33 protein-coding genes and 1 pseudogene are annotated in these 25459 nt (G+C 68.8%); 20 read left to right on the top strand and 14 right to left on the bottom strand.

Annotated features, from left to right (window positions below; translation table 11 throughout):
- Window positions 1-124 precede the first annotated feature (124 nt).
- Window positions 125-979, top strand: coding sequence for a pirin family protein (locus tag ASD47_RS03765; RefSeq protein ID WP_056751863.1), 855 nt, complete (start codon window positions 125-127; stop codon window positions 977-979).
- 24 nt (window positions 980-1003) lie between these two features.
- Window positions 1004-1087: pseudogene (locus ASD47_RS27385) on the top strand (hypothetical protein); the annotation flags it as partial.
- 6 nt (window positions 1088-1093) lie between these two features.
- Here ASD47_RS27385 and ASD47_RS03760 read toward each other — a convergent pair.
- The gene (locus tag ASD47_RS03760; protein WP_056751860.1) at window positions 1094-1693 is read right to left on the bottom strand and encodes a hypothetical protein; all 600 of its coding nucleotides are present in this window, start codon (window positions 1691-1693) and stop codon (window positions 1094-1096) included.
- Window positions 1683-2195, bottom strand: a complete 513-nt coding sequence (locus ASD47_RS03755; protein ID WP_056751858.1) for an RNA polymerase sigma factor — start codon at window positions 2193-2195, stop codon at window positions 1683-1685. The genes ASD47_RS03760 and ASD47_RS03755 overlap by 11 nt, the downstream gene beginning before the upstream one ends.
- A 128-nt stretch (window positions 2196-2323) precedes the next feature.
- Between ASD47_RS03755 and ASD47_RS03750 the strand changes: the two genes are divergently transcribed.
- The 10 genes from ASD47_RS03750 (at window position 2324) to ASD47_RS03705 (ending at window position 10574) form a co-directional block, all read left to right on the top strand.
- Window positions 2324-2797 (top strand): PaaI family thioesterase, encoded by a 474-nt coding sequence (locus ASD47_RS03750; RefSeq protein WP_056751855.1) that lies wholly within the window; start codon window positions 2324-2326, stop codon window positions 2795-2797.
- A gap of 2 nt (window positions 2798-2799) precedes the next feature.
- On the top strand, window positions 2800-3720 hold the full coding sequence (locus ASD47_RS03745; protein WP_056751851.1) for an alpha/beta fold hydrolase: 921 nt from the start codon (window positions 2800-2802) through the stop codon (window positions 3718-3720).
- Window positions 3721-3942: 222 nt separating this feature from the next.
- The gene (locus ASD47_RS03740) at window positions 3943-4959 is read left to right on the top strand and encodes a glycosyltransferase family 9 protein (protein ID WP_056751848.1); all 1017 of its coding nucleotides are present in this window, start codon (window positions 3943-3945) and stop codon (window positions 4957-4959) included.
- 60 nt (window positions 4960-5019) lie between these two features.
- On the top strand, window positions 5020-5250 hold the full coding sequence (locus ASD47_RS03735; RefSeq protein ID WP_056751846.1) for an aa3-type cytochrome c oxidase subunit IV: 231 nt from the start codon (window positions 5020-5022) through the stop codon (window positions 5248-5250).
- A gap of 120 nt (window positions 5251-5370) precedes the next feature.
- Window positions 5371-6510, top strand: coding sequence for a Re/Si-specific NAD(P)(+) transhydrogenase subunit alpha (locus ASD47_RS03730; protein ID WP_162251616.1), 1140 nt, complete (start codon window positions 5371-5373; stop codon window positions 6508-6510).
- A 154-nt stretch (window positions 6511-6664) separates the two neighbouring features.
- Complete coding sequence (locus ASD47_RS03725) at window positions 6665-7000, top strand: NAD(P) transhydrogenase subunit alpha (RefSeq protein ID WP_035072226.1); 336 nt, start codon at window positions 6665-6667, stop codon at window positions 6998-7000.
- Window positions 6997-7938 (top strand): hypothetical protein, encoded by a 942-nt coding sequence (locus ASD47_RS03720; RefSeq protein ID WP_056751843.1) that lies wholly within the window; start codon window positions 6997-6999, stop codon window positions 7936-7938. The genes ASD47_RS03725 and ASD47_RS03720 overlap by 4 nt, the downstream gene beginning before the upstream one ends.
- A 28-nt stretch (window positions 7939-7966) precedes the next feature.
- Window positions 7967-8842, top strand: coding sequence for a hypothetical protein (locus ASD47_RS03715; RefSeq protein WP_056751841.1), 876 nt, complete (start codon window positions 7967-7969; stop codon window positions 8840-8842).
- The gene (locus ASD47_RS03710) at window positions 8839-9156 is read left to right on the top strand and encodes a hypothetical protein (protein WP_056751838.1); all 318 of its coding nucleotides are present in this window, start codon (window positions 8839-8841) and stop codon (window positions 9154-9156) included. The genes ASD47_RS03715 and ASD47_RS03710 overlap by 4 nt, the downstream gene beginning before the upstream one ends.
- Complete coding sequence (locus tag ASD47_RS03705) at window positions 9153-10574, top strand: NAD(P)(+) transhydrogenase (Re/Si-specific) subunit beta (protein ID WP_056751835.1); 1422 nt, start codon at window positions 9153-9155, stop codon at window positions 10572-10574. The genes ASD47_RS03710 and ASD47_RS03705 overlap by 4 nt, the downstream gene beginning before the upstream one ends.
- A 217-nt stretch (window positions 10575-10791) precedes the next feature.
- On the opposite strand, the gene ASD47_RS03700 is transcribed toward ASD47_RS03705, so the two are convergent.
- Together ASD47_RS03700 and ASD47_RS03695 are read right to left on the bottom strand one after the other, a co-directional pair.
- Window positions 10792-11136 (bottom strand): UrcA family protein, encoded by a 345-nt coding sequence (locus ASD47_RS03700; RefSeq protein WP_056751832.1) that lies wholly within the window; start codon window positions 11134-11136, stop codon window positions 10792-10794.
- Between the two features lie 277 nt (window positions 11137-11413).
- Window positions 11414-11764, bottom strand: a complete 351-nt coding sequence (locus ASD47_RS03695; RefSeq protein WP_056751830.1) for a UrcA family protein — start codon at window positions 11762-11764, stop codon at window positions 11414-11416.
- 326 nt (window positions 11765-12090) lie between these two features.
- Between ASD47_RS03695 and ASD47_RS03690 the strand changes: the two genes are divergently transcribed.
- Together ASD47_RS03690 and ASD47_RS03685 are read left to right on the top strand one after the other, a co-directional pair.
- Entirely contained in the window at window positions 12091-12885 is a 795-nt protein-coding gene (locus ASD47_RS03690; protein WP_056751826.1) for a M23 family metallopeptidase, read from the top strand.
- 81 nt (window positions 12886-12966) lie between these two features.
- A complete protein-coding gene (locus ASD47_RS03685; protein WP_056751824.1) occupies window positions 12967-13926 on the top strand; it encodes an alpha/beta fold hydrolase in 960 nt (319 codons plus the stop codon).
- 209 nt (window positions 13927-14135) lie between these two features.
- Here ASD47_RS03685 and rpsU read toward each other — a convergent pair whose 3' ends face one another.
- Window positions 14136-14375 (bottom strand): 30S ribosomal protein S21, encoded by a 240-nt coding sequence (rpsU, locus tag ASD47_RS03680; RefSeq protein ID WP_089924448.1) that lies wholly within the window; start codon window positions 14373-14375, stop codon window positions 14136-14138.
- 180 nt (window positions 14376-14555) lie between these two features.
- Between rpsU and ASD47_RS03675 the strand changes: the two genes are divergently transcribed.
- The gene (locus tag ASD47_RS03675; RefSeq protein WP_056751822.1) at window positions 14556-15224 is read left to right on the top strand and encodes a COQ9 family protein; all 669 of its coding nucleotides are present in this window, start codon (window positions 14556-14558) and stop codon (window positions 15222-15224) included.
- Between the two features lie 97 nt (window positions 15225-15321).
- On the opposite strand, the gene ASD47_RS03670 is transcribed toward ASD47_RS03675, so the two are convergent.
- Entirely contained in the window at window positions 15322-16026 is a 705-nt protein-coding gene (locus ASD47_RS03670) for an aspartate/glutamate racemase family protein (RefSeq protein ID WP_162251615.1), read from the bottom strand.
- A 408-nt stretch (window positions 16027-16434) separates the two neighbouring features.
- Between ASD47_RS03670 and ASD47_RS03665 the strand changes: the two genes are divergently transcribed.
- Window positions 16435-17067 carry a hypothetical protein gene (locus tag ASD47_RS03665; protein WP_156402097.1) on the top strand — a complete coding sequence of 211 codons (633 nt, stop codon included), beginning with the start codon at window positions 16435-16437 and terminating at the stop codon, window positions 17065-17067.
- Here ASD47_RS03665 and ASD47_RS03660 read toward each other — a convergent pair.
- Complete coding sequence (locus ASD47_RS03660; protein ID WP_056751815.1) at window positions 17064-18149, bottom strand: 5-(carboxyamino)imidazole ribonucleotide synthase; 1086 nt, start codon at window positions 18147-18149, stop codon at window positions 17064-17066. The genes ASD47_RS03665 and ASD47_RS03660 overlap by 4 nt on opposite strands.
- A complete protein-coding gene (purE, locus tag ASD47_RS03655) occupies window positions 18149-18649 on the bottom strand; it encodes a 5-(carboxyamino)imidazole ribonucleotide mutase (protein WP_056751812.1) in 501 nt (166 codons plus the stop codon). The genes ASD47_RS03660 and purE overlap by 1 nt, the downstream gene beginning before the upstream one ends.
- A gap of 283 nt (window positions 18650-18932) precedes the next feature.
- Between purE and ASD47_RS03650 the strand changes: the two genes are divergently transcribed.
- Together ASD47_RS03650 and ASD47_RS03645 are read left to right on the top strand one after the other, a co-directional pair.
- Complete coding sequence (locus ASD47_RS03650; protein WP_056751810.1) at window positions 18933-19652, top strand: GGDEF domain-containing protein; 720 nt, start codon at window positions 18933-18935, stop codon at window positions 19650-19652.
- A 158-nt stretch (window positions 19653-19810) separates the two neighbouring features.
- Window positions 19811-20284 carry an OsmC family protein gene (locus ASD47_RS03645; protein ID WP_056751808.1) on the top strand — a complete coding sequence of 158 codons (474 nt, stop codon included), beginning with the start codon at window positions 19811-19813 and terminating at the stop codon, window positions 20282-20284.
- Between the two features lie 56 nt (window positions 20285-20340).
- Here ASD47_RS03645 and ASD47_RS03640 read toward each other — a convergent pair whose 3' ends face one another.
- On the bottom strand, window positions 20341-21033 hold the full coding sequence (locus ASD47_RS03640; RefSeq protein ID WP_056751805.1) for an FMN-dependent NADH-azoreductase: 693 nt from the start codon (window positions 21031-21033) through the stop codon (window positions 20341-20343).
- 122 nt (window positions 21034-21155) lie between these two features.
- Between ASD47_RS03640 and ASD47_RS03635 the strand changes: the two genes are divergently transcribed.
- Window positions 21156-22034 (top strand): LysR substrate-binding domain-containing protein, encoded by an 879-nt coding sequence (locus ASD47_RS03635; protein WP_056751802.1) that lies wholly within the window; start codon window positions 21156-21158, stop codon window positions 22032-22034.
- On the opposite strand, the gene ASD47_RS03630 is transcribed toward ASD47_RS03635, so the two are convergent.
- The 3 genes from ASD47_RS03630 to ASD47_RS03620 all read right to left on the bottom strand — a co-directional run bounded on the left by ASD47_RS03630 (window position 22031) and on the right by ASD47_RS03620 (window position 23441).
- A complete protein-coding gene (locus ASD47_RS03630; RefSeq protein WP_056751799.1) occupies window positions 22031-22252 on the bottom strand; it encodes a YdcH family protein in 222 nt (73 codons plus the stop codon). The two genes, ASD47_RS03635 and ASD47_RS03630, sit on opposite strands and share 4 nt — an antisense overlap.
- Window positions 22253-22331: 79 nt before the next feature.
- Entirely contained in the window at window positions 22332-22793 is a 462-nt protein-coding gene (locus ASD47_RS03625) for a TIGR02444 family protein (RefSeq protein ID WP_056751797.1), read from the bottom strand.
- Between the two features lie 24 nt (window positions 22794-22817).
- A complete protein-coding gene (locus ASD47_RS03620; protein WP_056751795.1) occupies window positions 22818-23441 on the bottom strand; it encodes a UbiX family flavin prenyltransferase in 624 nt (207 codons plus the stop codon).
- 129 nt (window positions 23442-23570) lie between these two features.
- Between ASD47_RS03620 and ASD47_RS03615 the strand changes: the two genes are divergently transcribed.
- Window positions 23571-23744: a YdcH family protein gene (locus ASD47_RS03615; RefSeq protein WP_056751792.1), complete on the top strand. Its 174-nt coding sequence runs from the start codon at window positions 23571-23573 to the stop codon at window positions 23742-23744.
- 110 nt (window positions 23745-23854) lie between these two features.
- Here the strand turns inward: ASD47_RS03615 and ASD47_RS03610 are convergent, their stop codons facing one another.
- Both ASD47_RS03610 and ASD47_RS03605 read right to left on the bottom strand, forming a co-directional pair.
- Window positions 23855-24574, bottom strand: coding sequence for a DUF1013 domain-containing protein (locus ASD47_RS03610; protein ID WP_056751790.1), 720 nt, complete (start codon window positions 24572-24574; stop codon window positions 23855-23857).
- Between the two features lie 106 nt (window positions 24575-24680).
- A complete protein-coding gene (locus ASD47_RS03605) occupies window positions 24681-25406 on the bottom strand; it encodes a DUF72 domain-containing protein (RefSeq protein ID WP_056751787.1) in 726 nt (241 codons plus the stop codon).
- Between the last annotated feature and the right edge of the window lie 53 nt (window positions 25407-25459).

Here is a 25459-nt window from a genome sequence, read left to right as displayed (position 1 = left end):
AGTCGGGACCCAAGCCGAGTTTCAAGATTTGCTCGGTGGCTCACAACCGCACGAGCGCACTTCTGAGGGTCAGCTTGGGTCCCGACTTTCGTCGGGATGAATGGAAGTGGATGGAACGGTGATCATGACCCCTCGCACCCTAAAGCGCCTCCACCCCGCCCAGCGCGACGACATCGGCGACCTGACCACCCGCCGGCCGCTACCCGGCCCGGCGATCCCGCAGCTGGATCCGTTCCTGTTCCTCAATCACCACGGCCCGCAGGTCTATCCGCCCGACAATCGCGGCCTGCCGTTCGGGCCGCACCCGCATCGCGGCTTCGAGACCGTGACCTTCATCCTCGAGGGCGAGCTTTCGCACCTGGACAGCGGCGGCCATGAGAGCGTGATCGGCCCCGGCGGGGTGCAGTGGATGACCGCCGGCCGCGGCCTGGTGCACGCCGAGCTGTCGCCGGCCAGCTTCAAACAGGCGGGCGGGCCGCTGGAGATCCTGCAGCTGTGGGTCAACCTGCCGGGTCGGCTGAAGATGACCGATCCGAACTATCTGGGCCTGCAAGCTGACGCGATCCCCAAGGTCGAGGCCGATGGCGCGACGATCGAGGTGATCTCGGGCGCGGTCGACGGCGTGGTCGGGCCGTTTCCGTCGCTGATCGGCATCGAGATGAGCGTCGTGCGCTTGGCGCCGGGCGGGGTCGTGACCCTGCCGGTGGCCGAGGGCAGAGCGGTGTTCCTGTACGTGGTGTCCGGCGAGATTGTCGTCGGCGGCCAGGCGGCCCCGCGCTGGAACCTGGTCGAACTGAACGACGACGGCGACGCGGTGGCGTTCGAGTCCCCGGCCGGGGCGGTGGTCCTGCTGGGCCACGCCCAGCCGATCGGCGAGCCGGTCTTCGCCCACGGTCCGTTCGTGATGAACACCCGCGAGGAGATCATCCAGGCCATCGACGACTACAACGCCGGGAAGTTCGGGGCCGTGGCGGGGTAGGGCTCTGCGTCCTTCGAGGCTCGGCTGGGCCTCGCACCTCAGGATGAGGAATTCAGCAACAACGCTCCTCATCCTGAGGCGCCGCGAAAGCGGGCCTCGAAGGACGCAAGGGCCTCACGAACCCTCATACGCCGCCAGCAAGCCCTCCAGCCGCCGCTGTTCCGGTTTCAGCACCTTGAAAAACCGCAAGGCGTTCCAGCCGACGCTGGCCCCCAGGGCGACGCCGAACACCAACAGCATCTGGCCCATGTCGCGGTCGGTGGTCTTGCCGACCTGGTTCAACTGGACCACGGCGACCAGCAGAGGGACCAGGAACACCGGCAGGCTCATCCAGAAGATCCGGTAGTTGACCCGCGCCCGGCGGTTGGCGGCCAGCAGGGCCTCCAGCCCCTGGCGCACCGGCGACCCGTCGCCCGGCGGCCGCCGGGCTCGTAAGGCGGCGATCGCCACCGCCGCCAGCACGGCCCAGCAGATCCCCAGCATGGCCAGGGCGCCCCACTCGCGGCCAAGATCGGTCTGGCCGATCAGGATCGAGCGCGCGGCGATGGCGGTGAACAGGGCCATGGCCGCGACGGGGATGGCGAACAGCAGGATCTCGCCGCGGCGGCGGGCTTTCAGCGCGTGCATCAGTTGCTCCATCAGATAGGCCTGGGCCTGTTGGTCGGGGGTGTTGGCCTGGGACCGCCAAGCCTGTTCGAGACGCTCAAACTCCATCGGCGCGCTCCTCCACGAGGTCCGAGAGACGGCGGCGGATCCGGCTGAGCCGGGCGCCGACATTGGTTTCGCTGAGACCGTGCACGCGCGCGATCTCGGCGTAGGGCTGGCTGTCCAGCGACAGCAGGACCAGCGAGCGGTCCAGCGGCGGCAGGGTGCGGATGGCGTCGTAGAGCCGGTCCAGCAGGTCGGCCTCCGGCGTGTCGTCCGCCTCCAGGCGCAGGGCCATCTCGGCCTCGATCGCCTCGCGGCGTCGCCGGCGGCGGCTCTCGCCGCGCTTCCAGGTCAGGGCGGTGTTGTGCGCGACGCGGTAGACGAAGGTGGTGTCGGCGCTGTCGCCGCGAAAGCGCGGGCGGGCTCGCCAGACCGCCAGCATCAGCTCCTGCATCAGGTCGTGCTGGTCGGCCGGCGCGGCGAAGGCGCGGGCCGTTCGGCGCAGCGCGCCCAGGTGTGGCGCCAGCCACGCTACGAAAGCCTCGTCCTCCTGTCGTCCAGCGCCCATGGTCCGCCCCGTTTTTGAAAGGTTAGACGCCGGCGGCCGCCCCGTCCTTACACGGACCGCGACAGCCTCGCTCCAGGCTTCCCCAGCGTCGCGCTTGCCAGGCTTCAAACGCTCGTTAGACTTTGCCCATGTCCGACGATCTCACCGACGCCCAGGCCGCGGCCCTGCCCGAGGGCTACAGCCTGCTCAACTGGTCGCGCGGCTTTGGCCGGCAGATCGGGCCGCTGTACGAGCAGCGCGCCGGGCCGGGCGAGGCGACCCTGGGCTTCCGGGTCGAGGAACACCACACCAACGGCCTGGGCAATTGCCACGGCGGCATGCTGATGAGCTTCGCCGACATGGCCTGGGGGCGGATCATCTCGCTGCGCAAGTCCTACAGCTGGGTCACGGTGCGCCTGAACTGCGATTTCCTGTCCGGGGCCCAGCTTGGCGATTTCGTCGAAGGGGAGGGCGAGCTGCTCATCGAACAGGATCTGGTGTTCACCGTGCGCGGCCGCATCTGGGCCGGCGAGCGGACCCTGATGACCGGCACGGGGGTTTTCAAGGCCCTGGCCCCGCGCGCGCCGCGTCCGGGCGAGATCGCCTATCGGGAAAAGGCTTGAGCATGGCCGACGACCGCCCCGCGCCACTCTCGCTGCTCGGCCCGTTCCAGGGCCAGAAGCCGCCGGCCCCAGCCTGGTTCGAGGCGGCCATCGCCGCCGCGCCCGAACGCTCGCGCATACCGGTGGAGGGCGCGGAGATCGAACTGCTGGCCTGGGGCGAGGTCGGCCAGCCGGGCTTGCTGTTCCTGCACGGCAATGGCGCCCACGCCGACTGGTGGAGCTTCATCGCGCCGTTCTTTGCGAAAGACTGGCGGTGCGCGGCGATCTCATGGTCGGGCATGGGCGGGTCCGACTGGCGGCCAGCCTATTCGGCCCAGCTGTTCGCAGCTGAGGTCTTCGCGGCGGTCGAGGCCGCGCAACTGGACGCGGGCGGGGTAAAGTCGATCCTGGTCGGTCACTCGTTCGGCAGTTTTCCCACCCTCTATTGCAGCGTCGAGCACGCCGACCGGCTGCGCGGCGTCGTCATGGTCGACTCAAGCATCCAGCCGCCGGAAAAGCGCTGGCGCGGCCCGCCTTCGCGCCCGGACGCCAACCGGGTCTATCCGACCCTGGAGGCGGCGCTGAGCCGTTTCCGCCTGGCCCCGCCGCAGGGCTGCGAGAACCTCTACATCGCCGATCACATCGCCCGAGGATCGCTGAAGGCGGTCGAGGGCGGCTGGACCTGGAAGTTCGATCCGGCCATCTGGCAGCGGTTCTCGATGCCCGACCTGGGCCTGCTGCTGCCGCGCATCGCCTGTCCGGCGGCGATGATGTGGGGCGAGCGCTCGGGCCTGATGCCGGCCGAGACCGTGGACTACATGGTCGGCGAGATGCCTGACAGCGTCCTGCGCGTCATCGTCCCCGACGCCGACCACCACGTGATGGTCGACCAGCCGCTGGCCTTCGTGGCGGGGCTGCGGGGGCTGCTGGCGGGGTGGGCGTAGGTCTCGAAGGGACCCCTGCCTCACCTATCCCATAAAGAGTGCCGTCATTCCGGGCCTTGTGCCCGGAACCCCTCGTCCAGCCGACGGTGAGGCGCCTTGGCGCGTAGGCGCGCCAGCCCTCCGCACCTGCGACGGAGAAAGGGGTTCCGGGCACAAGGCCCGATGACGGTTGGGAGGGGAGGACGAGATGACAACCTCGCAAGCGCCCGCTAAGCCCGTCGCATGACCGCCCAGCATCCCGGCCCCGTCCTCGTCTACGCGCCCGACCGGGGCATCGGCGACCTGATGTGGCACCTGCCGACCTTCCGGGCCATCGCCGCGACCACGCCCGAGGGGCAGGTGGTGCTGGTCGCCCGCCCGTCCAGCCGCGCCGCCGAGGTGCTGGCCGTCGAGCCGACGATCGCTGGCGTGATCTATGCCCGCCATTTCACAGGATCGCTGAAGGGCGTGCGGGAGGTGCTCGACTTCTGGCGCATCTGCCGCGAGGCGAAGCCCCGCGCCGTGTGGATCCTGGAGAAGATCGGCCGCCCCGCCCAGGCCGCCTGGCTGGCGGGCGTGCCCGAGCGGCGGGGCTTTGGCCTGGGGCACAAGAGCCAGGAGCGGTGGCTGCAAGGCCCGTTCCTGCCCAAGGCCATGCGGCCCGAGCATCGCCTGACCAAGCTGGCGGCCTTCGAGGCGCTGCATGGCCTGAAGGTCGACAGCCGCGAGCCGGGCCTGTTGCTCGATCCCAACGCCGTGGCCGCCGTCGAGGCGCGGTTCGGGGAGCGGCCGGGTCCCTGGCTGGTGCTGGGCGTCGGGGCCAGCGAGCCGGCCCGCACCTGGCCGGCTGAGCGCTTCGCCGCCGTCTCCCAGGCCCTGGCCGACCTGTTCCCGACCGTGTTCTGGCTGGGCGGCCCGAACGACGCCGCGAGCGTCGGGCCGACGCTCGACGCCCAGCCCGTGGCCGGCCGCGACGTGCTGGCCTGCGACCTGCCGCTGGACCAGGCCGCAGCCCTGATCGCCCTGTCGGCCGGGTTCCTGGGCAATGACTCCGGACCGCTGAACGTCGCCGCCTCGGTCGGCCGCCCGGCCATCGGCCTGATGGGCACCAGCCCGGTGCCGGCCTATTCGCGCTGGCTCAGCCGCCTCGACGGCGGAGAAGGCCGGATCGCCGATATTTCGGTCGACCAGGCGGTCTCCGCTGTTCGAACGCGGTTCACCCAGGAGGGTTGGGCCAACCGCGACATCCGGGCGGCTTGAGCCGGCGGCCCGCACGTTGTAAGCGGCGGGGCGTTTTTTAATTCCACCCAGGAAACTGACATGGCCGGCAACTACCAACGCGGTGAAATGGACATCCACGAACAGTCCGCGACCTTCGAAGCCTTTGGCAAGATGACCAAGTGGGGTTCGCTGGCCGTCGCCGTGCTGCTGCTGACCATCACCCTGTGGTTCTGCACCTCGGCCGGCTTCATCGGCGGGGTGATCCCGGGAATCGTACTTGCGATCCTTGGCGTCGTGTTCCTGCGCGAAAAGCCCGCCTCGGCCCACTGACACCGGTGGACATCGGTATTTTTTTGCCCCTAACGCGAGCGTAAGGCTCGACATCGGGCAAGAACATCCCCTAGAGAGACGCGCAAGCTCGTCTGAGCAAACAGCGTCCTTGGGAGGGGTATGCCGATGGCCGTTATCGCCGTCACGAAAGAGACCCGCGGTGGTGAAACCCGGGTCGCGGCCACGCCCGAGACCGTCAAGAAGCTGGCCGCGGCCGGCTTCTCGGTCGTGGTCGAGGCCGGGGCGGGGACTGCGGCCTCCTACCCCGACGCCGACTACGAGGCGGCCGGCGCCAAGCTGGCCAAGACGGCCAAGGACGCCATCAAGGACGCCGACGTCCTGTTCAAGGTCCGCGCGCCGGAAGCCGCCGAGATCGCCGCCCTGAAGACCGGCGCTATCGTCGCGGCCGCGCTGAACCCGCACCAGGACAAGGACACGCTGAACGCCCTGGCCAAGGCCGGCGCCAGCGCCCTGGCCATGGAGTTCATCCCGCGCATCACCCGGGCCCAGGTGATGGACATGCTGTCCTCCCAGGCCAACCTCGCCGGCTATCGCGCCGTGATCGAGGCGGCCGAGGCCTATGGCAAGGCCCTGCCGATGATGATGACCGCCGCCGGCACTGTCGCCGCGGCCAAGGTGTTCATCATGGGCGTGGGCGTGGCCGGCTTGCAGGCCATCGCCACCGCCCGCCGCCTGGGCGCGGTGGTCACCGCCACCGACGTGCGTCCCGCCACCAAGGAGCAGGTCGAGTCGCTGGGCGCCAAGTTCCTGGCCGTCGAGGACGAGGAGTTCAAGAACGCCCAGACCGCCGGCGGCTACGCCAAGGAAATGTCCAAGGAATACCAGGCCAAGCAGGCCGAGTTGGTCTCCTCGCACATCGCCAAGCAGGACATCGTCATCACCACGGCCCTGATCCCGGGCCGCCCGGCCCCCAAGCTGGTCTCGGCCGAGCAGGTCGCCTCGATGAAGCCGGGTTCCGTGCTGGTCGACCTGGCCATCGAAGCCGGCGGCAACGTGGTCGGCGGCAAGCTGGGCGAGACGGCGGTCACGGCCAACGGCGTCAAGATCCTGGGCATCCCCAACCTGCCCGGCCGCATCGCCACCGACGCCAGCGCGCTCTATGCCCGCAACCTGTTCGCCCTATCGGGCCTGTTCCTGAACAAGGAGGGCGCCTTCGCCCCCGACTTCGAGGACGAGATCCTCAAGGCGGCCCTGGTCACCCAGGGCGGGGCGGTGGTGCATCCGAGCCTGCAGGGCTGATGGCCGTGGGGCCGAACCTCGTCCTTCGAGGCTCGCTTCGCTCGCACCTCAGGATGAGGTTCTACCGCGAAGACCGAGCCATCCAACTTCCTCATCCTGAGGCGCCTTCGCGCAGCGAAGGCCTCGAAGGACGCACTGAGCCAGGAGCCTGAATATGGAAGCCGTCGACCCCACCGTGTTCCGCCTGGCGATCTTCGTGCTCGCCATCTTCGTGGGCTATTACGTGGTGTGGAGCGTGACGCCCGCTCTGCATACGCCGCTGATGGCCGTGACCAACGCGATCTCGTCGGTGATCATCGTCGGCGCGCTGCTGGCGGCCGCCGCGCATGGGGCCCACAGCGACCTGTCGGGCGGCACGGTCGCCGCCTCGACCTGGATCTCCAAGGGAGCCGGCGCCATCGCCGCCGCCTTCGCCGCGGTCAACATCTTCGGCGGCTTCCTGGTCACCAACCGGATGCTGGCCATGTACAAGAAGAAAGAGAAGAAGTGAGCCGACACAGCGCCCTTTCAGCCCTCGGGCTGCTGGTTGCGCTGTTCGTGACGGGTTCGGGCGCGGAGGCGGCCGAGCCGTCCGCGAGCGGCCGACCCCTGCTGCTTTTCCCGATCATCGTCGAGCCGCCGACGACGACCTCGACGACCGCTGTCGCCAGTGGCGGAGACCTATTCAGCCAGGCTTTCCGATCCGAAGCGGCGGTTCGTCTGACGTCCGCCTATCAGTTGGCGGACGCCACCGGGCGCACAATCGCCTTTCCGGATGGCGCGGTGTTCGCTAAGGCCGTGATCGCCGAGAGCGACGTGTTCTGCGCGCCGGGTTCCAACGGCGCCATTGGCATCTTCCTGAAGGGGGATGTCGGCGTCTGCTTCCGCGACACCGATCATGACGGAGTGTTCGACGGGCAAGCGTTGGTCGACTCCGCGTCGCGGGCCCGCACCGCCTACGAACTGAAGCCTAACGCCTGGCGCTGGGCCCCCGCCAAGGTGCCCTACAGCCCGATCCGCCCCGAGGACATCCCCGCTGGGCGGATCGCTATCGACTACTTTTACGTCGATCCGCCCCTGGCCCGGCCCCAGGCATCCGTCGCGCTGCGCATCTGTGCGCCAGACGCCATGACCGCCCCAACCAAGGAATGGACATGGGGCCAGTGCGGAACGCTGATGGTGGGCTTCAAGATCACCGCTTACAGGGAGCGGACGGCGATCGACCTGAAAGCCTTGGGGCCTCAAGTCCTGACCTTAGGGCCAATGGCGACCACGGTGCGGGTGGACGCCACGGGTCTGGCCTCTGCGGAGACCAGCCAGCCGTTTCCGGCCGGACGTAAGCTGATGATGCTGGCGGCCACCTACGGCCGTCCCAACGACCCGGCTCTCCAGACTTCGATCTTCGCGCTGTTGCCCGCCGATGCTCCCCCGGGCGAGGTCCGTCCATGAGCTGGTCGTTTTCAGGGGGCGGGTGCTGATGTTCGGTGGCAAGCGCATCGTCAAACAGGCTCAGGTCGCCAACCGCATCGCGCTGGAGCGCTGGTGGGACGAGCTGCGCGCCTCGCCCCGGGCCCGCGAGCCCGGGCGGTTGATCGCCCATGGCCGCAAGACCTACAGCCAGAACGACGAGGACGGCATCGTTCTCGAGATCTTCAACCGCATCGGCGAGGGCGACCGGCGGTTCATCGAGTTCGGCGTCCAGGCGGGGGTGGAGTGCAACACGGCTCTCTTGCTGATGGCCGGTTGGAGCGGCCTATGGCTGGATGGTTCGGACAAGTATGTCGAAGCGGCCAAGGGCCATCACGCCGTGGCCGTGGGGCAGGGCCGGCTGACCGTCCGGAAGGCCTTCGTCACCGCCGAGAACATCGACGGCCTGCTCGGTCCTTGGGTCAGCGGCACGGCCGACAAGCCGGCCAGCGTCGACCTGCTGTCGATCGACATTGACGGCAACGACTATTGGATCTGGCAGGCGATCACCGCCGTTCGCCCGCGCGTCGTGATCATCGAATACAACGCCGCCTATCCGCCGCCCGTCGCCTTCGTCGCCGAGTACAAGGCCGACCGGGTCTGGGACGGCGGCAACTATCACAGCGCCAGCCTCAGCAGCCTGGAGGCCCTGGGCCGGGCCAAGGGCTACGCCCTGGTCGGCTGCAATCTGTCCGGCGCCAACGCCTTCTTCGTGCGCGAGGAAGAGTTGACCGGCCCTGACGGACAACCTCGCTTCGCCGCGCCCTATACGGCGGCCAACCACTACGAACCGCCGCGCTACGACCTCTCCGGCCTGCCTTCGGGCCATCCGCCCCGGTTCGGCGTCAACGCCGCACCGGAACTGGCTTCGAGAGGCAAGGCATGAACGGTGCGCTCGCCTCCGACATCCTGATGACCGTGCTGCCGCTGATCCTGGCCGCTTTGCTGGTGGGTTTTGGCCTGGCCGGAACCGTCACGCCGCCTCCGGTCAAGGCCTGGATGCGCCGCTGGATCTTCCGCCCGTTCGCGGTTCTCGTCTGGATCGGATGGGTGGCCTACGTGCTTGTCCTGCTGGCGCTGCAGCCCGCGCGACCGATGAACTGGGTCTTTCTCGCCTTGGCCGGCCTCTTCAGCTGGCAAATCGTCAAGGGTCGCAAAGCGGCCGCCAAGTCTCACCCGGAAATGGGGACTTCCGAATGAACGCCAATCTCGCCGCCATCCTCTACATCGTGTCGGGGGTGCTCTTCATCCTGGCGCTGCGCGGGCTGTCCAGCCCGGTGACCAGCCAGGCGGGCAACCGCAACGGCATGATCGGCATGGGCATCGCCGTGCTGACCACCCTGGCCACGCTCTGGAAGCAGGGCGCGCTGGACCCGGTGACCATCGGCCTGATCCTGGGCGGCATCGCGGTCGGCGGCACGGTGGGGGCGGTGATCGCCCGCAAGGTGGCCATGACCTCGATGCCGCAGCTGGTGGCGGCGTTCCACAGCCTGGTCGGCATGGCCGCCTGCCTGGTGGCGGTGGCGGCGATCTACACCCCGGCGGCCTACGGCATCGTCGGCGAGAACGGCCACGTGCACCTCAACAGCCTGATCGAGCTGTCGCTGGGCCTGGCCATCGGCGCCATCACCTTCACCGGCTCGGTCATCGCCTTCGCCAAGCTGAACGGCAACATGGGCGGCGCGCCGATCCTGCTGCCGGCCCGCCACCTGATCAACATCGTCATCGCCCTGGCCATCGTCGCCATGGTGGTGGTGCTGGTGATCTCGGGCGGCTCGGCGATCTGGGCGTTCTGGGCGATCTTCGCCCTGAGCCTGCTGATCGGCGTCACCCTGATCATTCCGATCGGCGGCGCCGACATGCCGGTCGTGGTCTCGATGCTGAACAGCTATTCGGGCTGGGCCGCGGCCGCCCTGGGCTTCACGCTGGAGAACACCACCCTGATCATCACCGGCGCCCTGGTCGGCAGCTCGGGTGCGATCCTGTCCTACATCATGTGCAAGGGCATGAACCGCAGCTTCATCTCGGTGATCCTGGGCGGCTTCGGCGCCGACGCCGCGGCCGCGGCGGGCCCCGGCGGCAAGGTCGAGACGCGCCCGGTCAAGCAGGGCTCGGCCGACGACGCGGCCTTCATCATGAAGAACGCCAGCAAGGTGATCATCGTCCCCGGCTACGGCATGGCCGTCTCCCAGGCCCAGCACATCCTGCGCGAAATGTGCGACAAGCTGAAGGAGGAGGGCGTGGAGGTGAAGTACGCCATCCACCCCGTCGCCGGCCGCATGCCGGGCCACATGAACGTGCTGCTGGCCGAGGCCAACGTCCCCTATGACGAGGTGTTCGAGCTGGAGGACATCAACAGCGAGTTCTCGACCGCCGACGTGGCCTTCGTGATCGGCGCCAACGACGTCACCAACCCGGCGGCCAAGACCGATCCGCAGAGCCCGATCTACGGCATGCCGATCCTCGACGTCGAAAAGGCCCGCACCGTGCTGTTCATCAAGCGCGGCATGTCCAGCGGCTATGCGGGCGTGGAGAACGAGCTGTTCTTCCGCGACAACACCATGATGTTGTTCGGCGACGCCAAGAAGATGGTCGAGGGGATCGTCAAGGGGCTGTGAGGCGGCGAGGGACGGGTTCGTCGCTGTCCCAAGGCGATCCAAACTAGCTCCGCCATTCCGGGCCTTGTGCCCGGAACCCCTCTATCCGTCCCAGGTGTGGAGGGCGCGCGCCAAGGCGCCTCAGGTACGCGGCGGCGTGTTTTCGAAAAGAAAAAGCTCCGGACGGGACCCCGTCCGGAGCTTTGCTTTTTGACGGGTCACAGAGGTCGTGCGGGTCTCAGCGGCTGGCGAGCGCGACGGTGTTGGCGCGCGACGCGATCCGCAGGCTTTGCCGCTGATCCTTGGACAGTTGCGACATGGCTTGCTGGCGGACGGCGCGCTTGCAGCCGGCCATGGTGAACGCGCCATTCGGATTGCCGCGCGCCATGTCGTGGCAGACGTCTTCGGCGGTCGCGTTGACGCGGGCGGCGAACTTGGCGGCGTCGGCGGGGGTCGCCAGATTCAGGCCGACGAACGAGATGCGGGCGGTCGATGCGGCGGGGGCCTGGGTCAGGCCTTGGGTCGGAACGGCGGTCAGGGCCAGGGCGGAGGCGATAGTCAAGCTGATGATGAACTCGCGCATTGGAGTTGTCCCTCGATTTGGTGCTTGTTTCTCCCGGCGCCAAAGGGTGTACTCTCGTATTATTGTAAATACTCATCACATTTCATTCATGACAAGGAATTTAGGAAAGATAATATTGGGTATTATAGATGATATGGGAGATTTTGCGTATCGCACCGTTATGGCTATGTTTCATCAATAGTTAAGGTTGGTCGTCTCTATGGTGGCGCTTGGCGCTGAAAAAGCCCCCGAATGTTACCATCCGGGGGCTTTTGCTTTTGGCGCGTCATGCGGTCGCTCAACGGGCGGCGACGGTCACCGGGGCGGCGCGGCTGGCCATGTGCAGGCTTTGGCGCTGGCTCCTGGACAGTTGCGAGGCGGCCTGGCTGCGGACCGCGACCTTGCAGCCGGCCATCGTGAAGTCGCCACCCGGGTTGGTGCGGGCCTTGGCCCCGCAGACGCGTTCGCCGGCGGTGTCGACGCGAGCCAGGAATTCGGCGGCGTGGGCGGGGTTGGAGAGGTTCAGGCCGACCAGGGAAACCGTGGCGGTCGGCTCGGCGGCGTGGGCGGCCTGCAGCAGGCCCAGGGCGGGCACGGCGGCGAGGGTTACGGTGGCCACGGCGGCCAGGCTGGTCATGAACTTGCGCATTGGAGTGTTCCTTTGTCCCGGCGCGTCCCTGCGCCCCATGTCCAAAGATATACTCGCCACTTCTCGCGAATACTCGTTACGTCTCCTTCATGACGTGTAATTAAAGAAGTGTACGCGAAGTAATGTTCTGAACATCCCGTAATGTTTCGCCGAACGTCCGTCGGCTGATTCAGGGTCATGCTTGACGAATGGTTAAGGTGCGCCGCCTTTTCGCCGCATGGGCGCGTCATAGAGCCCGCCTTCATCATCCCGAAAGGTCGCCTGTGGGATGGAAGCGCGCTTTGGCGCGGTCCCTTGGGTCGACCGACCGTCTGTGAGGATCGCTCTTGGCGTCACGAGTCCTGGCCGCAACCGCCTCTCCATACTCCCTGGCCGCCTTCGCCGCGGCAGGTGGGGCCATCGTGGTCTGGGGCATGGTCAACGCCGTCACGGCCATCGGCGCGATGAACGCCGACCTGGACAAGCCCGCCCCGGCTCCCGCGGTCGCGCCCGTTACGGCGCCCGAGCCGCCGCCGCCCCCGCCGCCCGCCTTCGTGTTTGACGCCCCGCTGCCGGGCCGGGTGATCAACTCGCCGTTCGGCCTGCGCCAGATGCCGTGGGAAGAGAACGGCCGCCTGCACGAGGGCGTCGACATCGCCGCCCCGGCCGGCGCGCCCGTGCATGTCGTCACCGACGGCATCGTCACCAGGAGCGGCGTCAGCGGCTCCTACGGCCGTTTCGTCGAGGTGGCGCACAAGGACGGCTTCCGCACCCTCTACGCCCATCTGGGCCGAGACGCGGGCCTCAAGCGCGGGACCTATGTCAAGCGCGGGACCACCGTAGCCTATGTCGGCAACAGCGGCCGCTCGACCGGCTCGCACCTGCACTTCGAGCTGCGCAACAAGGCCGGCAAGCCGCTGAACCCGGCGCTGTTCATGGGCAAGACCTTCGCCGAGAAGGACGACCTGCCGCTGAAGGCCGCCGCCAAGGTGGGCCGCAAGGTGCGCCTGGCCCAGGTGTCGCGGTGGCCGGAAGGCGTGAAGGCCCAGATGCCCGGCAAGATGGCGGCCGACGACGAGGGCGTGGTCACCCGCGTCAAGGGCGGCCGCATTCGTATGCGGATCAACGTCGTCGACGGCTAGGTCCAAGGCAGGTCAGACGCTGCACCGGTTTTCCACGCCGCCGTCACTCGACGGACATGGTCGCTTGTCTAGAGTGCTTGCATGCTCAAGTTCGTCGGACGCGCCCTTGCCGGATTCGCTCTTCTCCTTCTTTCCTTCATCGCGGCGGGCGGCCTGATGTCGGCGGCCAGCCACCCCGTCCCGCGGGGCCGGATGGTCGACATCGGCGAGGGGCGGCAACTGCGGCTGGTCTGCGAAGGGCCCTCCCAAGGCGAGCGGCCGCTGGTCTGGCTGGAGGCCGGCGCCTTCGGCTTCGCCGCCGACTGGGGCGCCACTCAGGACGCCCTGAGCGCCGCCGGCTGGCGATCCTGCGCCTATGACCGGGCCGGCATGGGCTTCTCGCCACCGGGACCTGCGCCGCGCGACGGCCTGGCCATCGTCTCGGACTTCGAGAAGCTGGTCGCCGCCTCGGGCGAAAAGGGACCGTTCATCCTGGTCGGCCACTCGATGGCCGGCCTGCGCCTGCGCGAATACGCCGGCCGCAATCCAAGGCAGGTGGCGGGCTTGGTGCTGGTCGACGCCGCGACGGCCGACGCCTCGGAGACCGAAGCGTTCAAGCCGTTCATCAAGGCCTTCACGGCGGCGTCCCGCTGGGCGGCGCGGGGGGCGTCGCTGGGGCTGTTCAAGCCGCTGGCCCATACCGGCCTGGGCGACAAGATCGGCCTGCCGCCCGCCGCCCAGGCCGAGAAGCGCTGGGCCTTCGCCAACGGCCGCCACAACCGCACCGCCGCCGCCGAAGTGGCCCTATGGCCCCAATCGGCGCAGCAGGCGGTCGCCGAGCCGGCCTATGATCCGGCCTGGCCGGTGGCGGTGGTCACGGCCGGACCGGTCAAGGGGCGCGAGCGGCGCAAGGCCATGCAGTCCGCGCCGGCCGAGCGGTCGAAGCGCGGCTATGTGGATCACGTGGAGGCCGCCAGCCACACGCGGCTGCTCGGCGAGTCGTTCGCGGGCCATATCGTCAAGGCGGTGGAGTTCGTGGGAGGGACAGGGAAGGGCGGCTAGCGCTTGCCCCCTACGGGTCGCTTCGCGACCGTTTTCCCCCACAGGGGGAAGAACCTGAGTCGCAAGGCTCCGCCCCCTGTGGGGGCGGACAGACCGCGAAGCGGTCAGGTGTGGGGGCAAGTGAGCGTGCGGCCCACTCAACACCCAAAACAAAGCCCGCGTGGATCGCTCCACGCGGGCTTATGTGTCCAGAAACCTGGAAGCGTCGCTTAACGCGCGCCGGCCGGCTTCTTCGGCATCGGCAGCAGGCCTTCGCGCTGGGCGCGCTTGCGGGCCAGCTTGCGGGCGCGGCGGACGGCTTCGGCCTTTTGGCGCGCGCGCTTTTCCGACGGCTTTTCGTAATGCACGTGCCGCTTCATTTCGCGGAACGAGCCTTCGCGTTGCATCTTCTTCTTCAGGGCCTTGAGCGCCTGATCGACGTTGTTGTCGCGGACGAAAATCTGGACCAGGGGTCTCTCTCCATTCGACGGCCCGACCATCTTCCCGAGTCCCTCTCAGGGGCCGGGCGGGCGAACAAAACCTGATAAGCCCGGAAAGGGATCTCCCGGGCGACGAGGGGCGGCTGATAGCAGAGGCGGGGCGCTCTGTCCATCGCGACGCGGCCTAAACTCCCGTATAGACTCGGATTCATGACGCAGACAGCCGACACCTCCAAGGATGGACCCGGGGATTGGGCCGACCAGGCCGAGCAGCGGGTGCTGGACGCGGCCTTGCGCCTGGCTTCGCGCCTGGGCTGGAACGCCGGTCTGGTCCGGGCCGCGGCCGAGGCCGCCGGTCTCAAGGCCGGCGAGGCGCAACTGCTGCTGCCGCAAGGCCCCCGCGACCTGGCCGCCCTGCTGTCGCGCCGCCACGACAAGGCGGCCCTGGCCGCGCTGAAGGCGCTGGATCCGCCGCCAGCCAAGATCCGCGACAAGATCCGCGCCGGCGTCGTCGCGCGGCTCGACGCGGCCCAGCAAGACGCCGAGGCCCTGCGCAGGCTGGCGGCCTTCCTGGCCTTTCCGACCCACCTGCCACTGGCCCTGACCCTGGTCTGGGAAAGCGCCGACGTCCTGTGGCGCTGGGCCGGCGACACGGCGACTGACGAGAATCACTATTCCAAGCGCGCGATCCTGTCGGGGATCCTGGTCTCGACCCTGGCGGTCGACATGGCGTCCGGCCGCGAGTCGGCGCTCAAGCACCTGGACGGCCGCATCGACAACGTCATGGCCTTCGAAAAGTGGAAAGCCGGGATCAAGCCGATGAACCTGGCCGCCGAGGTGGCCGGGGCCCTGGCGCGGATGCGGTACGGGCGAGGCTGACCCCCTCCGGCCCTCCGGGCCACCTCCCCCAGAGGGCAGGATCTCCAGTGCGCAGTTGCTCCCCTGTGGGGAGCTGTCGCGAAGCGACTGAGGGGTCTTACGCCCCCAGCGCCCGGTCCACCGCCGCCATCGCATGCAGGGTCGTGGTGTCGAACACCGGCACGGGGCTGTCGGCCTGGCCGATCAGCAGCATGATCTCGGTGCACCCGAGGATGATCCCCTGCGCGCCGCGATCGACCAGCCGCTGGATCACGTCGCGGTAGACCTCGCGCGAGGCGTCCAGCACCTGGCCGGCCACCAGCTCGCGATAGATGACGCCGTGCACGGCCACGCGGTCTTCCGCGTCGGGAATCAGCACCTCCAGGCCGAACCGCGCCTCCAGCCGGCCGCGGTAGAAGTCCTGCTCCATGGTGAAGGCCGTGCCCAGCAGGCCGATCTTCGTCAGGCCGGCCGCCTGGATCGCCGCCGCCGTGGGATCGGCGATGTGCAGCAGGGGAATGTCCACCGCCGCCTCGATAGCCCCGGCGCAACGGTGCATGGTGTTGGTGCACAGGACCAGGGCGTCGGCGCCGCCTTTCTCGAGCACACGGGCGGCCTCGGCCATCTCGCCGGCCAGGGCGTCCCAGTCGCCGGCGTGCTGCAGGGCCTCGATCCGGGCGAAGTCGAACGACCACATCAGCGTGCGGGCCGACGCCACCCCGCCCAGGCGGTCGCGGACACCCTCGTTGATCAGGCGGTAGTACTGGGCCGAGCTCTCCCAGCTCATGCCGCCGATCAGGCCTATGCACGCTTGTTCGGCCACGCCTGTCTCCGCCAAGACCGTCACACCGACGGCGCGTCTTTCCGCTAGGCTTTGGACGCCAAGCTCACAAGACAAAAGCGGCGAGGCCGCCATGAACACCGTGATCCACAATCCCACCGACGGGATCTAGTCCTTGGCCGGCAGGAAAGGTCGCATCGCTTCCGCGCCGTCGGGAACCACCATGCCGATCGTCTCGGCTGGTGTCTGGGTGCAGGGGGAGGCTGCCCTGGCGATCCGGCGGCGGCAAGGTCTGGCTCTTCCTCCAGGAGCGCATATTGGATAGCTTGACCTTGAAAGGCCGAGCTCCCGCCCTTGGCCGTTCGGAGTCCGGATCAGGCGGCGCTTGGGTCGAAGTCGATTTCCCGCACGCTCCAGAACAGACGACGCTGGATCGAGTGCGCCGTCGGCATGGCGATGCTCGGCGCCGCCGCGGTGGCTCTCGGGCTGCTGACGAAGTTCGCCGCCTTCGCGGCGTCGGGCCTGCTGACGATCGCCTTGGCGACGGTCGCGATCCTCCTTCACCGCCGTCTCGGGGATCAGCCCCTGCGAAGCCATGCGGCGCGCTCAAGCCGGGCGCGCGCGGAACTGGCCTCCTGGAGCGCGGCCCTACCTTTGTCCGCGATCCTCATGGTTCTGACTTTCCTCCCCGATCCACAGCCGACCGTGGTGTCGGGCAAACCGATCGAGGTCCGGTCATTGTCCAGGCTCGTCATCATGCCCGATGGGCGAGCCTTCCAGTTCTGGTGCGGGTCGCGGCAGCATCCGCGGAACAACTGTCCGGCCCTGGCCAAGTGGCGAGCGCTGCCCCGCTGGCCGGAGCCCGAGCATGTCAAGATGGAGGCCTTCGGCAGCGAGATCCGGGACTTGCGGATGGACGGCGAGGTCATCGTCGACAAAGCCGTCGACAACAACGGCAGAGGCATGAGGGTGGCGATGGCGCTCGCAGGCGTCGCGCTGGCCGTCGTCGCGATCCGGGCGATCTGGCGACGGGTCCGAGATCTGGTCAAGCTAAGGCCCGCCGCAGGGCCTCGCCGCGCTTAGTCCTTCAACCCCCGCAACCTGTTCACATGCCCCATCTTCCGCCCCGGCCGGGCCTCGCCCTTGCCGTAGAGGTGGATGCGGGTCTCGGGTTCGGCCGCCAGCTTGGCCCAGGCGTCGACCTCGGGGCCCAGCAGGTTGGTCATCTCGACATGGGCGCGGGGGGCGGTGGGGCCCAGGGGCCAGCCGGCGACGGCGCGGATGTGCTGCTCGAACTGGTCGACCTCGCAGCCGTCCTGGGTCCAGTGGCCGGTGTTGTGCACTCGCGGGGCGAACTCGTTGACCAGCAGCTTGCCGCCGGCCAGCTCGAACAGCTCGACCCCGATCACGCCGACATATTCCAGGGCGGTCAGGATCCGGGCGGCGATGGCCTCGGCCTGGTCGCGGGTGGCGCTCGAGACCTTGGCCGGCGCGCTGGTGCGGCGCAGGACGCCGCCCTCGTGGTGGTTGTCCGACAGCGGATAGCAGGCGATCTCGCCGTCGCGGCCGCGGGCGGCGATCACCGACAGCTCGCGCACGAAGTCGGCCGGGGCCTCGAGGATGGCCGGCCGCTGGCCGATCCTGTCGAAGCTGGCCGGGGCGTCGGCGGGGCGCTGCACCCAGGCCTGGCCCTTGCCGTCATAGCCCTCGCGGCGGGTCTTCAGCAGCGACGGGGCGCCGATCCTGGCCACGGCGGCGGCCAGGTCATCGGCCGTCTCGACGGCGGCGAAGGCGACGGTGGGCACGCCGATCTCGGCCAGGAAGGTTTTTTCCACCACCCGGTCCTGCGCCGCGGCCAGGGCCTTGGCGCCGGGGGCGACCAGCACGCCCTGGGCGGTCAGCTCGGCGACCGTGTCGGCCGGCACGTTCTCGAACTCGTAGGTGACGACGTCGCAAACCTCGGCCAGGCGCTTGAGCGACCAGCGGTCGTCATAGGCGCCGACGATCTGGCGGGCGGCCACGCGGCCGGCCGGGCTGTTCTCCTCGGGATCGAGGATCACCACGTCGAAGCCCAGGCGGGCGGCGGCCAGGGCCAGCATGCGGCCCAGCTGTCCCCCGCCGAGGATGCCGATCGTGGAACCAGGAGGCAGGGGAAAGGTGCTCATCAGTCTTCGACGCTTTCGACGACGCTGTCTGTCTGTTCGGTGCGGAAGGCGGCCAGGCGTCCGGCCAGGGCCGCATCCGAAACAGCCAGGATCTGGGCGGCCAGCAGGCCGGCGTTCTTGGCCCCCGCCTCGCCGATCGCCAGGGTGGCGACCGGAACGCCGCCCGGCATCTGGACGATGGACAGCAGCGAATCCAGGCCGTTCAGGGCCTTGGACTGCACCGGAACGCCCAGCACCGGCAGGATGGTCATCGAGGCGACCATGCCCGGCAGGTGCGCCGCGCCGCCCGCGCCGGCGATGATCACCTTGTAGCCGACCGCCTGGGCGGTGGTGGAGAACTCGACCAGGCGCTGGGGCGTGCGATGGGCGGAAACCACCTTGGCCTCATAGGCCACCCCCAGGGCGTCCAGCGCCTCGGCCGCCTTCTTCATCGTCGGCCAGTCCGAGCGGCTGCCCATGACGATCGCCACGGGGGGGACAGGTGGCGTGGCGGTGGGCATCGGCGACGATTTCCCTAGAGGCGGCGGTGGAGCGCCCCTCAAAGGTTTTGGCGCGCTCCGTGACCTGACGGCCGTGAATCGCGGGCCTTATAGCCCCTGGCGTCAAAGCGCCAAAGCCCGTTCTCACCGAATGAACCTCGGGAAAAGCCCAGGCGATCCGAAGGGATAGGGCGACGCCGCGACGCTGCGACACAGGCGTGTCACCATTGTCATGGTTAATGAAAGAACGCAGAAATGCTGGAGCTTCACTGCAAGTGATTCCCCCTGTGGTTCCCGACGTCGCATGAAGATCACCAGCGCCCGCACCGAATCCTTCTCGGCCATCCGTCGCCGGGCCCTGACCGAGGCCGCCGGGCCGGCGGTGGCGCGGGCGGTGGTGGCGGCCGATACGGCCGGGTTCCTGGGGCTGTCGGAGGCTGACCTAACCCCGCAGGTGCAGGCGGCGCTCAAGACCCTGATGGTCGAGATCGACGACCTGCGCAACGAGGTCGCCCGGCTGAAGTTCAAGCTGGGCGAGGCCCAGGGACTGGCCGACCTGGACGTCCTGGCGCCGGTGCTGAACCGCCGGGCCTTCCTGCGCGAAATCAAGCGGGTCGCCGCCTTCGCCCAGCGCTACGGCTCGCCCGCCAGCCTGGTGTTCTTCGACCTGGACGGCTTCAAGGCCGTCAACGACCGCTTCGGCCACGCAGCCGGCGACCAGGCCCTCAAGGCCGTGGCCGAGCGCCTGCAGGCCCATGTCCGCGAAACCGACGTGGTGGGCCGGATCGGCGGCGACGAGTTCGCCGTGCTGCTGGTCCAGGCTGATCAGCAGACCGCCGCCGCCAAGGCCGAGACCCTGGCCGCCGCCGTGCGAGGCACGCCGGTTCAGGTGGGCGAGTGGTCCGTGCCGCTGCGCATCTCGTGGGGCGCGCGCGAGATCGAGCCGGGCGCCGACCCCGAAGTCGCCCTGGCCGAGGCCGACGCGGCGATGTTCCTGAAGAAGCGGGTCCGCAGGGAAGCGTGAGGGCGCATCGGCGTTCAAACGCCTCGCGTGGTCTCGCAGGCTCAGGATAAGGACCAATTTCCCGGGCAGTCGAAAAACCTCATCCTGAGTTTGTCGAAGGACGAGGTTTTCGGCAGGGCGGGAGCGCGCTATCTCCCTCGCAAAAGAGGAGCCCGCCCATGTCCAAGTCGCACCGCTACGCCACGACCCTGACCTGGACGGGAAACACCGGCGCGGGTACGGCCAGCTACCGGTCCTACGAGCGGGCCTATGAGGTCGCCGCCGACGGCAAGCCGGCTTTGCTGGGCTCGTCGGACCCGAGTTTCCGGGGCGATCCGGCCCGCTGGAATCCGGAAGAGCTGCTGCTGGCCTCGATCAGTTCGTGCCACCAGCTGTGGTACCTGCACCTGTGCGCCGTGAACGGCGTGGTGGTCACCGCCTATCGCGACGAAGCCACGGCGGTGATGGTCGAGGACGAGACCGGCGGCGGCCGCTTCGAGGGCGCGACCTTGCGCCCCCACGTGACGATCGCGGCGGGCTCGGACCCGGCCAAGGCCCTGGCCCTGCATCACGACGCCAACGCCAAGTGCTTCGTGGCCAATTCGTTGAACTTCCCGGTGGCGCACGAGGCGAGCGTCGAGGTGGCGCTCTAGGTTTTGTCTTCGCATCGCTTCTGCGGAAAACCGGCCCCACTTTTCCGCGCGGTGCTCTACGCCGCCGCCGCCTCGGACCTGGCGGCCAGCAACGTCTTCACCAGGTCGTCGACCCGCGCTTCGGCCGCGACGATCGAGGCGGCCAGGCGGGCGTCGGCGAACTCGTCGTACTCGATGGCGACCTCGTGGACGTCGGTGACGCCCAGATAGCCGAACGGGGTGCGCAGGGCGGGCTCCAGATGGTTGGCGTGGGCCAGCCGCCCGCCGGGGGCGTAGCCGTGGTCGCCGCGCGAGGACAGGATCACCAGCGTCTTGCCCGCCGTGTCCAGCATCGGCCAGTAGGGCTCGCCCGCCCGCGCCCGGTCGAAGCCGAAGGTGCGGCCGACCCGGACGATGTTGTCGAGCCAAGCCTTCAGCTGGGCGGGCGGACCGAAATTGTACATCGGCGCGCCCAGCACGATCACGTCGGCGGCCAGCACTTCGTCGACCAGGCGGTCGCTTTCGGCCAGGGCCGTGGCCATCCAGGCTTCGCGGCGCTCGGGCGGGGTGAAGGCGGCGTGGATCCAGTCGCCGGTCACCGGCGAGGGTGGGGCGGCGCCGACGTCGCGATAGATCACCGGATCGGCGGGATGCGCGGCCCGCCAGCGGTCGACGAAGCGCGCGGTCAGGCGACGGCTGTGCGAGCCGCGGGCGTCGCGGCCGGACAGTCCGGCGCGGGCGCTGGAGTCGATGTGGAGCAGGGTGGTCATGCGAGATCTCCGAGGCTTTGGATGAACTGATCTCATCCGGTCGGCGTCTAGACGTGAATCGCGCTCTTGACGTGCCGCCACAAACGCGAAATCCACAGGCGACAGATGAGGTGAGATCATTCATGCGCCGCCTGCCGCCGCTCTCGGCCCTGCGCGCCTTCGAGGCCGCCGCGCGCCGGCTCAGTTTTCGCCTGGCGGCCGAGGAGCTCGCGGTCACGCCCACGGCGGTCAGCCACCAGGTGCGGCAGCTGGAAGCGCACCTGGGCCAGCCGCTGTTCGTGCGCGGCGTTCGCAGCGTCAGCCTGACGGCCGCCGGGGCGCGGCTTTTCCCGGTCCTCATGGACGGCCTGGACGCCTTTGAACGGGCGGTCGCCAGTCTTCGCGTGGAGAGCGGTCGTCGGGTGGTGACCCTGTCGACGACCATGGCCTTCGCCGCTCGACGCCTGGCCGGCCGGGTGGAGGCGTTCCGCGCCGCCAATCCCGATCTGGACCTGCGCCTGTTGGCCACCGACGATCCGGTCGACCTGCGGGCGGGCGAGGCCGACGCGGCCGTGCGCTATGGCCTGGGACCCTGGCCCGGCCTGGTCTCCGAACCCCTGGTCGACGACCGCTTCGCCCCGGTGTGCAGTCCCCGCCTTGGCCTGGCCGAGCCCGGGGGTCTGGCCGCCCAGACCCTGATCCATGCCGAATGGCGTCATCCGGGCGCCGACGCCCCAACCTGGCGGCTATGGGCCCGGCAGGCGGGAAGGACGGATCTGGACGTCGAGGCGGGGCCGCGCTTCACCGACGACAGTCACGCCATCCAGGCGGCCGCGGCGGGGCACGGCGTCGTGCTGACCAGCCTGACGCTGGTGGCCGAGGAGCTGGCCGCCGGCCTGCTGGTCCAGCCGTTCGGGCCGGTGCTGGCCGGGCGGCGGTTCGAGCTGGTCTATCCGCCCGCCGCGCGCGACGGCCAGGCGGTCAGCGCCCTGCGGCGGTGGTTGGCCGAGGTAATGGCTTAGGCGATGATGTCCGGCATGAGCTGGTCTTCCAGCCGCACGATCTCGTCCTTCAGGGCCAGCTTGCGGCGCTTGAGGCGGGCGATCTGGAGCATGTCGGGTTGGGGGCGTTCTTCCAGAGCCTCGATCGAATCCGACAGGTCCTGGTGCTCCTCGCGCAGGATGGCCAGGCGTCGTTCGATGGCGACGTCGGAATCGTCGGAAGGATCGTCGTCGTTCATGGACGCTCCTCCATGCCAGGTCTCGGGCGCGTGTTCGCGGCGGTGATAGATAGCAAAGCCTGACAGCCGGTAAAGGGCCTCACGCCGCCGGCCCGCCCAGCGCGTCGGAAAGGGCCCGCAGGGCGCCGTCGCGCGGCGGGTCGCCCGACGCCCGGGCGGCTTCCAGCAGCGTGTCGAACACGTCCAGAGCCGGTCCGGGCTCGCCGCTGAGGGCTTCCAGGCTTTCCATCAGCACCTTCTCGCCGTGCAGCTCGATGTCCTTGACCGCATTGCGGAAGTCCTCGCGAGCGCCGTCGTCGATCCCCGGCCAGGCCGGCTTGATCGCGCGGCGGATGGCGCGCAGGGGCGAGCCGACCTCGGCGTCCCACCGCCGGACCAACTGGGCGGCGGCCTTGACGTCGGCCGCGCGGCCTTCGCTGGCGCGCCAGGCGGCCCACAACAGGTAGGGCACGTTCTGGCCGTGTCCGTCCTGCAGCGACAGGCACGCCCCTGCGACAGACGGTCGCACATAGACCTCCAGCGCCCATTGCCAAAGCCGCATCGTCGTTAACCCCCCAAGGCCCTTTCAGGCCTCTCCAGTGATGGTCGCCAGGTCCTCGCCCCAGCGCCGGACCGGCCGCCAGGAGAGGCCGAACAGGTCGAGCGCGCGGCCCACCGACTGGTCGACCATCTCGGCGATCGACCGCGGCTTGGCGTAGAACGCCGGAAGCGGCGGAGCGATCACCGCGCCCATCTCGGCCAGCTTGGTCATGGTGCGCAGGTGGCCCAGGTGCAGCGGCGTCTCGCGCACCATCAGCACCAGCGGACGGCGCTCCTTCAGGGTCACGTCGGCGGCGCGGGTCAGCAGCGAGGCCGTGACGCCCGTGGCGATCTCGCTCATCGTCCGCACCGAGCAGGGGGCGATGATCATTCCCAATGTGCGATATGAGCCAGACGCGATCGCCGCCCCAATGTCGCCTACGCGATGGACAACGTCCGCCTTTTCATTGACCTGGCCGACGGAAAATCCGGTTTCCTGCGACAGGGTCAGGACCGCCGACTTGGTCAGGACGAGGTGGCTCTCCACGCCCAGCTCGCGGCAGGCGTCCAGGGCCCGAAGACCATAGACAACCCCCGAAGCGCCTGAGATTCCGACGACCAGGCGAGGCTTTTCCGAGGGGGTTTGTGGGCTGGCCAGCGGGTCCGACATGGTGAATTTTCGTCCGTCCTGGGAGCAAGCTGCGCCAGGTCAAGCGCCGCCGATTGCAATCATATGTGATCTGACAGCTTCGGCCAGCGGGTGTTGACTTGCCTCTCCACCAGCAAGGAGCCGACAGCCATGGCCATCGAATCCCGTATCCGCGAGCTAGGGTCCCGTCACGAGAGCCTCGACCGCACGATCCAGGAGGAGACCAGTCGACCCGTCAGCGACAGCACCCGTCTCCGGGAGCTGAAGCGGCAGAAGCTCAGGCTCAAGGAGGAGATCGAAGGCCTCAGGGCCCGACTTCACTAGCCCCCTCTGGCCGTCGCGCGCCTGAAGCCGCGGTGGCCGCCTGAGGAGGCCGAAAACAGAAAGGCCCGCGCCGTGCAGACGGAGCGGGCCTTTTGCTTGACCGTGAGGCCCTAGTCCTCGTCGTCTTCGTCCTCGTCCGGGACGTAGGTCGACTTGCCGAACACGTCCTCGGCCTTGGGCTCGATACGCGCGGCGCGGATCGCGGCCTCTTCGTCCTCGTGGTCTTCCGGCAGGGCGCTGGTTTCCGAGGCGGGGCGCAGGGTCGGGTCTTCCGGCAGGATGCCCTTCTTCAGGTCGTCCTTGGCCTTCTTCTCGGCCGCCTTCTTGACCAGGGCGTCCAGCTCCAGCTGGCCGACCAGGCCCAGGGTCACCGGATCGACCGGCTTGATATTGGCCGCGTTCCAGTGCGTGCGGGCGCGGACCTGCTCGATGGTCGACTTGGTGGTGCCCAGCAGCTTGGAGATCTGCGCGTCGGTCACTTCGGGGTGGTGGCGCAGGAACCAGGCGATGGCGTCCGGACGGTCCTGGCGGCGCGACACCGGGGTGTAGCGCGGAGCCTTCTTCTGCGGCTTCAGCAGTTCTGCGTGGCGGCTGACCTGGGCCTTCATCCGGTAGTCCGGATTGGCCTGGGCGCGGTCCAGCTCCTCGCGGGTCAGCTGGCCGTTGCCGATCGGGTCGGCGCCGCGGATGTCGCGCGCCACTTCACCGTCGGCGATGCCGCGGACTTCCAGGGGGTGCAGGCCGCAGAAATCGGCGATCTGCTCAAAGCTCAGCGACGTGTTGTCCACGAGCCAGACGGCCGTCGCCTTGGGCATCAGGATGTCGGACATGCGGTCCTCCAGAAATGACGGCGCCCGACCTTGCGGCCGGGCGGGATGTTCAGCCTGGAGCTATAATGCGGTTCTTCGGGAAAGGGAACGGGGATCGACGCGACGATCAGTCCAGCAGCGCGATCAGCTTGTCCGCGTCCTGCGGCGCGGCGCTCTTCACGTCGTTGTCGAAGTAGCTGAACGTGTCCAGGCCCTCGGCGCGCCAGGTCGCGAGATGCTCGGCCCAAGCCTGCAGTTCGGCGTCGGAATACCGGCCGTGATAGTGGCCGCCCGGCCCGTGGCCCCGCACATAGGCGAAGTCGGCGGTGGCCAGCCAGGGCGAGGGGGCGTCGTGGTGATCCGAGACGCAGAAGGCGACGCCGTGGTCGCGCAGGATGTCGAAGACCGCGTCCTCGTACCAGCTGGCGTGACGGAACTCGACCGTGGTCCGCCAGCCTTTCGGCAGCCAGCCCAGGAACCGCTTCAGCCGCTCGTCGTCGCGGTGGAGCATGGGCGGCAGCTGCACCAGGGCGGGTCCGCGCTTGCCGCCCAGGGGCTTCATCCGGTCGAAGACCAGGTCGACGCTGTCCTGGCAATCCTTCAGCTTCTTGTTGTGGGTGATGTAGCGCGAGACTTTCCAGGCGAAGCAGAAGCCGTCGGGGACCTGCTCGGCCCAGGCGGCGACGGCCTTTTCGCTGGGCAGACGATAGAAGCTGCCGTTGATCTCCGTCGTGTCGAAGCGGCTGGCGTAGTAGGTCAGCCGATCCTTCAGCTTCACCGTCTCGGGATAGAACGGTCCCCTCCAGTCGTCATATGTCCAGCCGGAGCAGCCGATGCGAGGGCGATGGGGCATGCGAGCACAACGCGGCGGCCCGGCGCGAGTTCGGCCGAGACGCGACAATGATA

Source organism: Caulobacter sp. Root1472 (assembly GCF_001426985.1).
GTDB classification, from domain to species: domain Bacteria; phylum Pseudomonadota; class Alphaproteobacteria; order Caulobacterales; family Caulobacteraceae; genus Caulobacter; species Caulobacter rhizosphaerae.
This window is presented reverse-complemented; position numbering and strand designations above follow the sequence as displayed.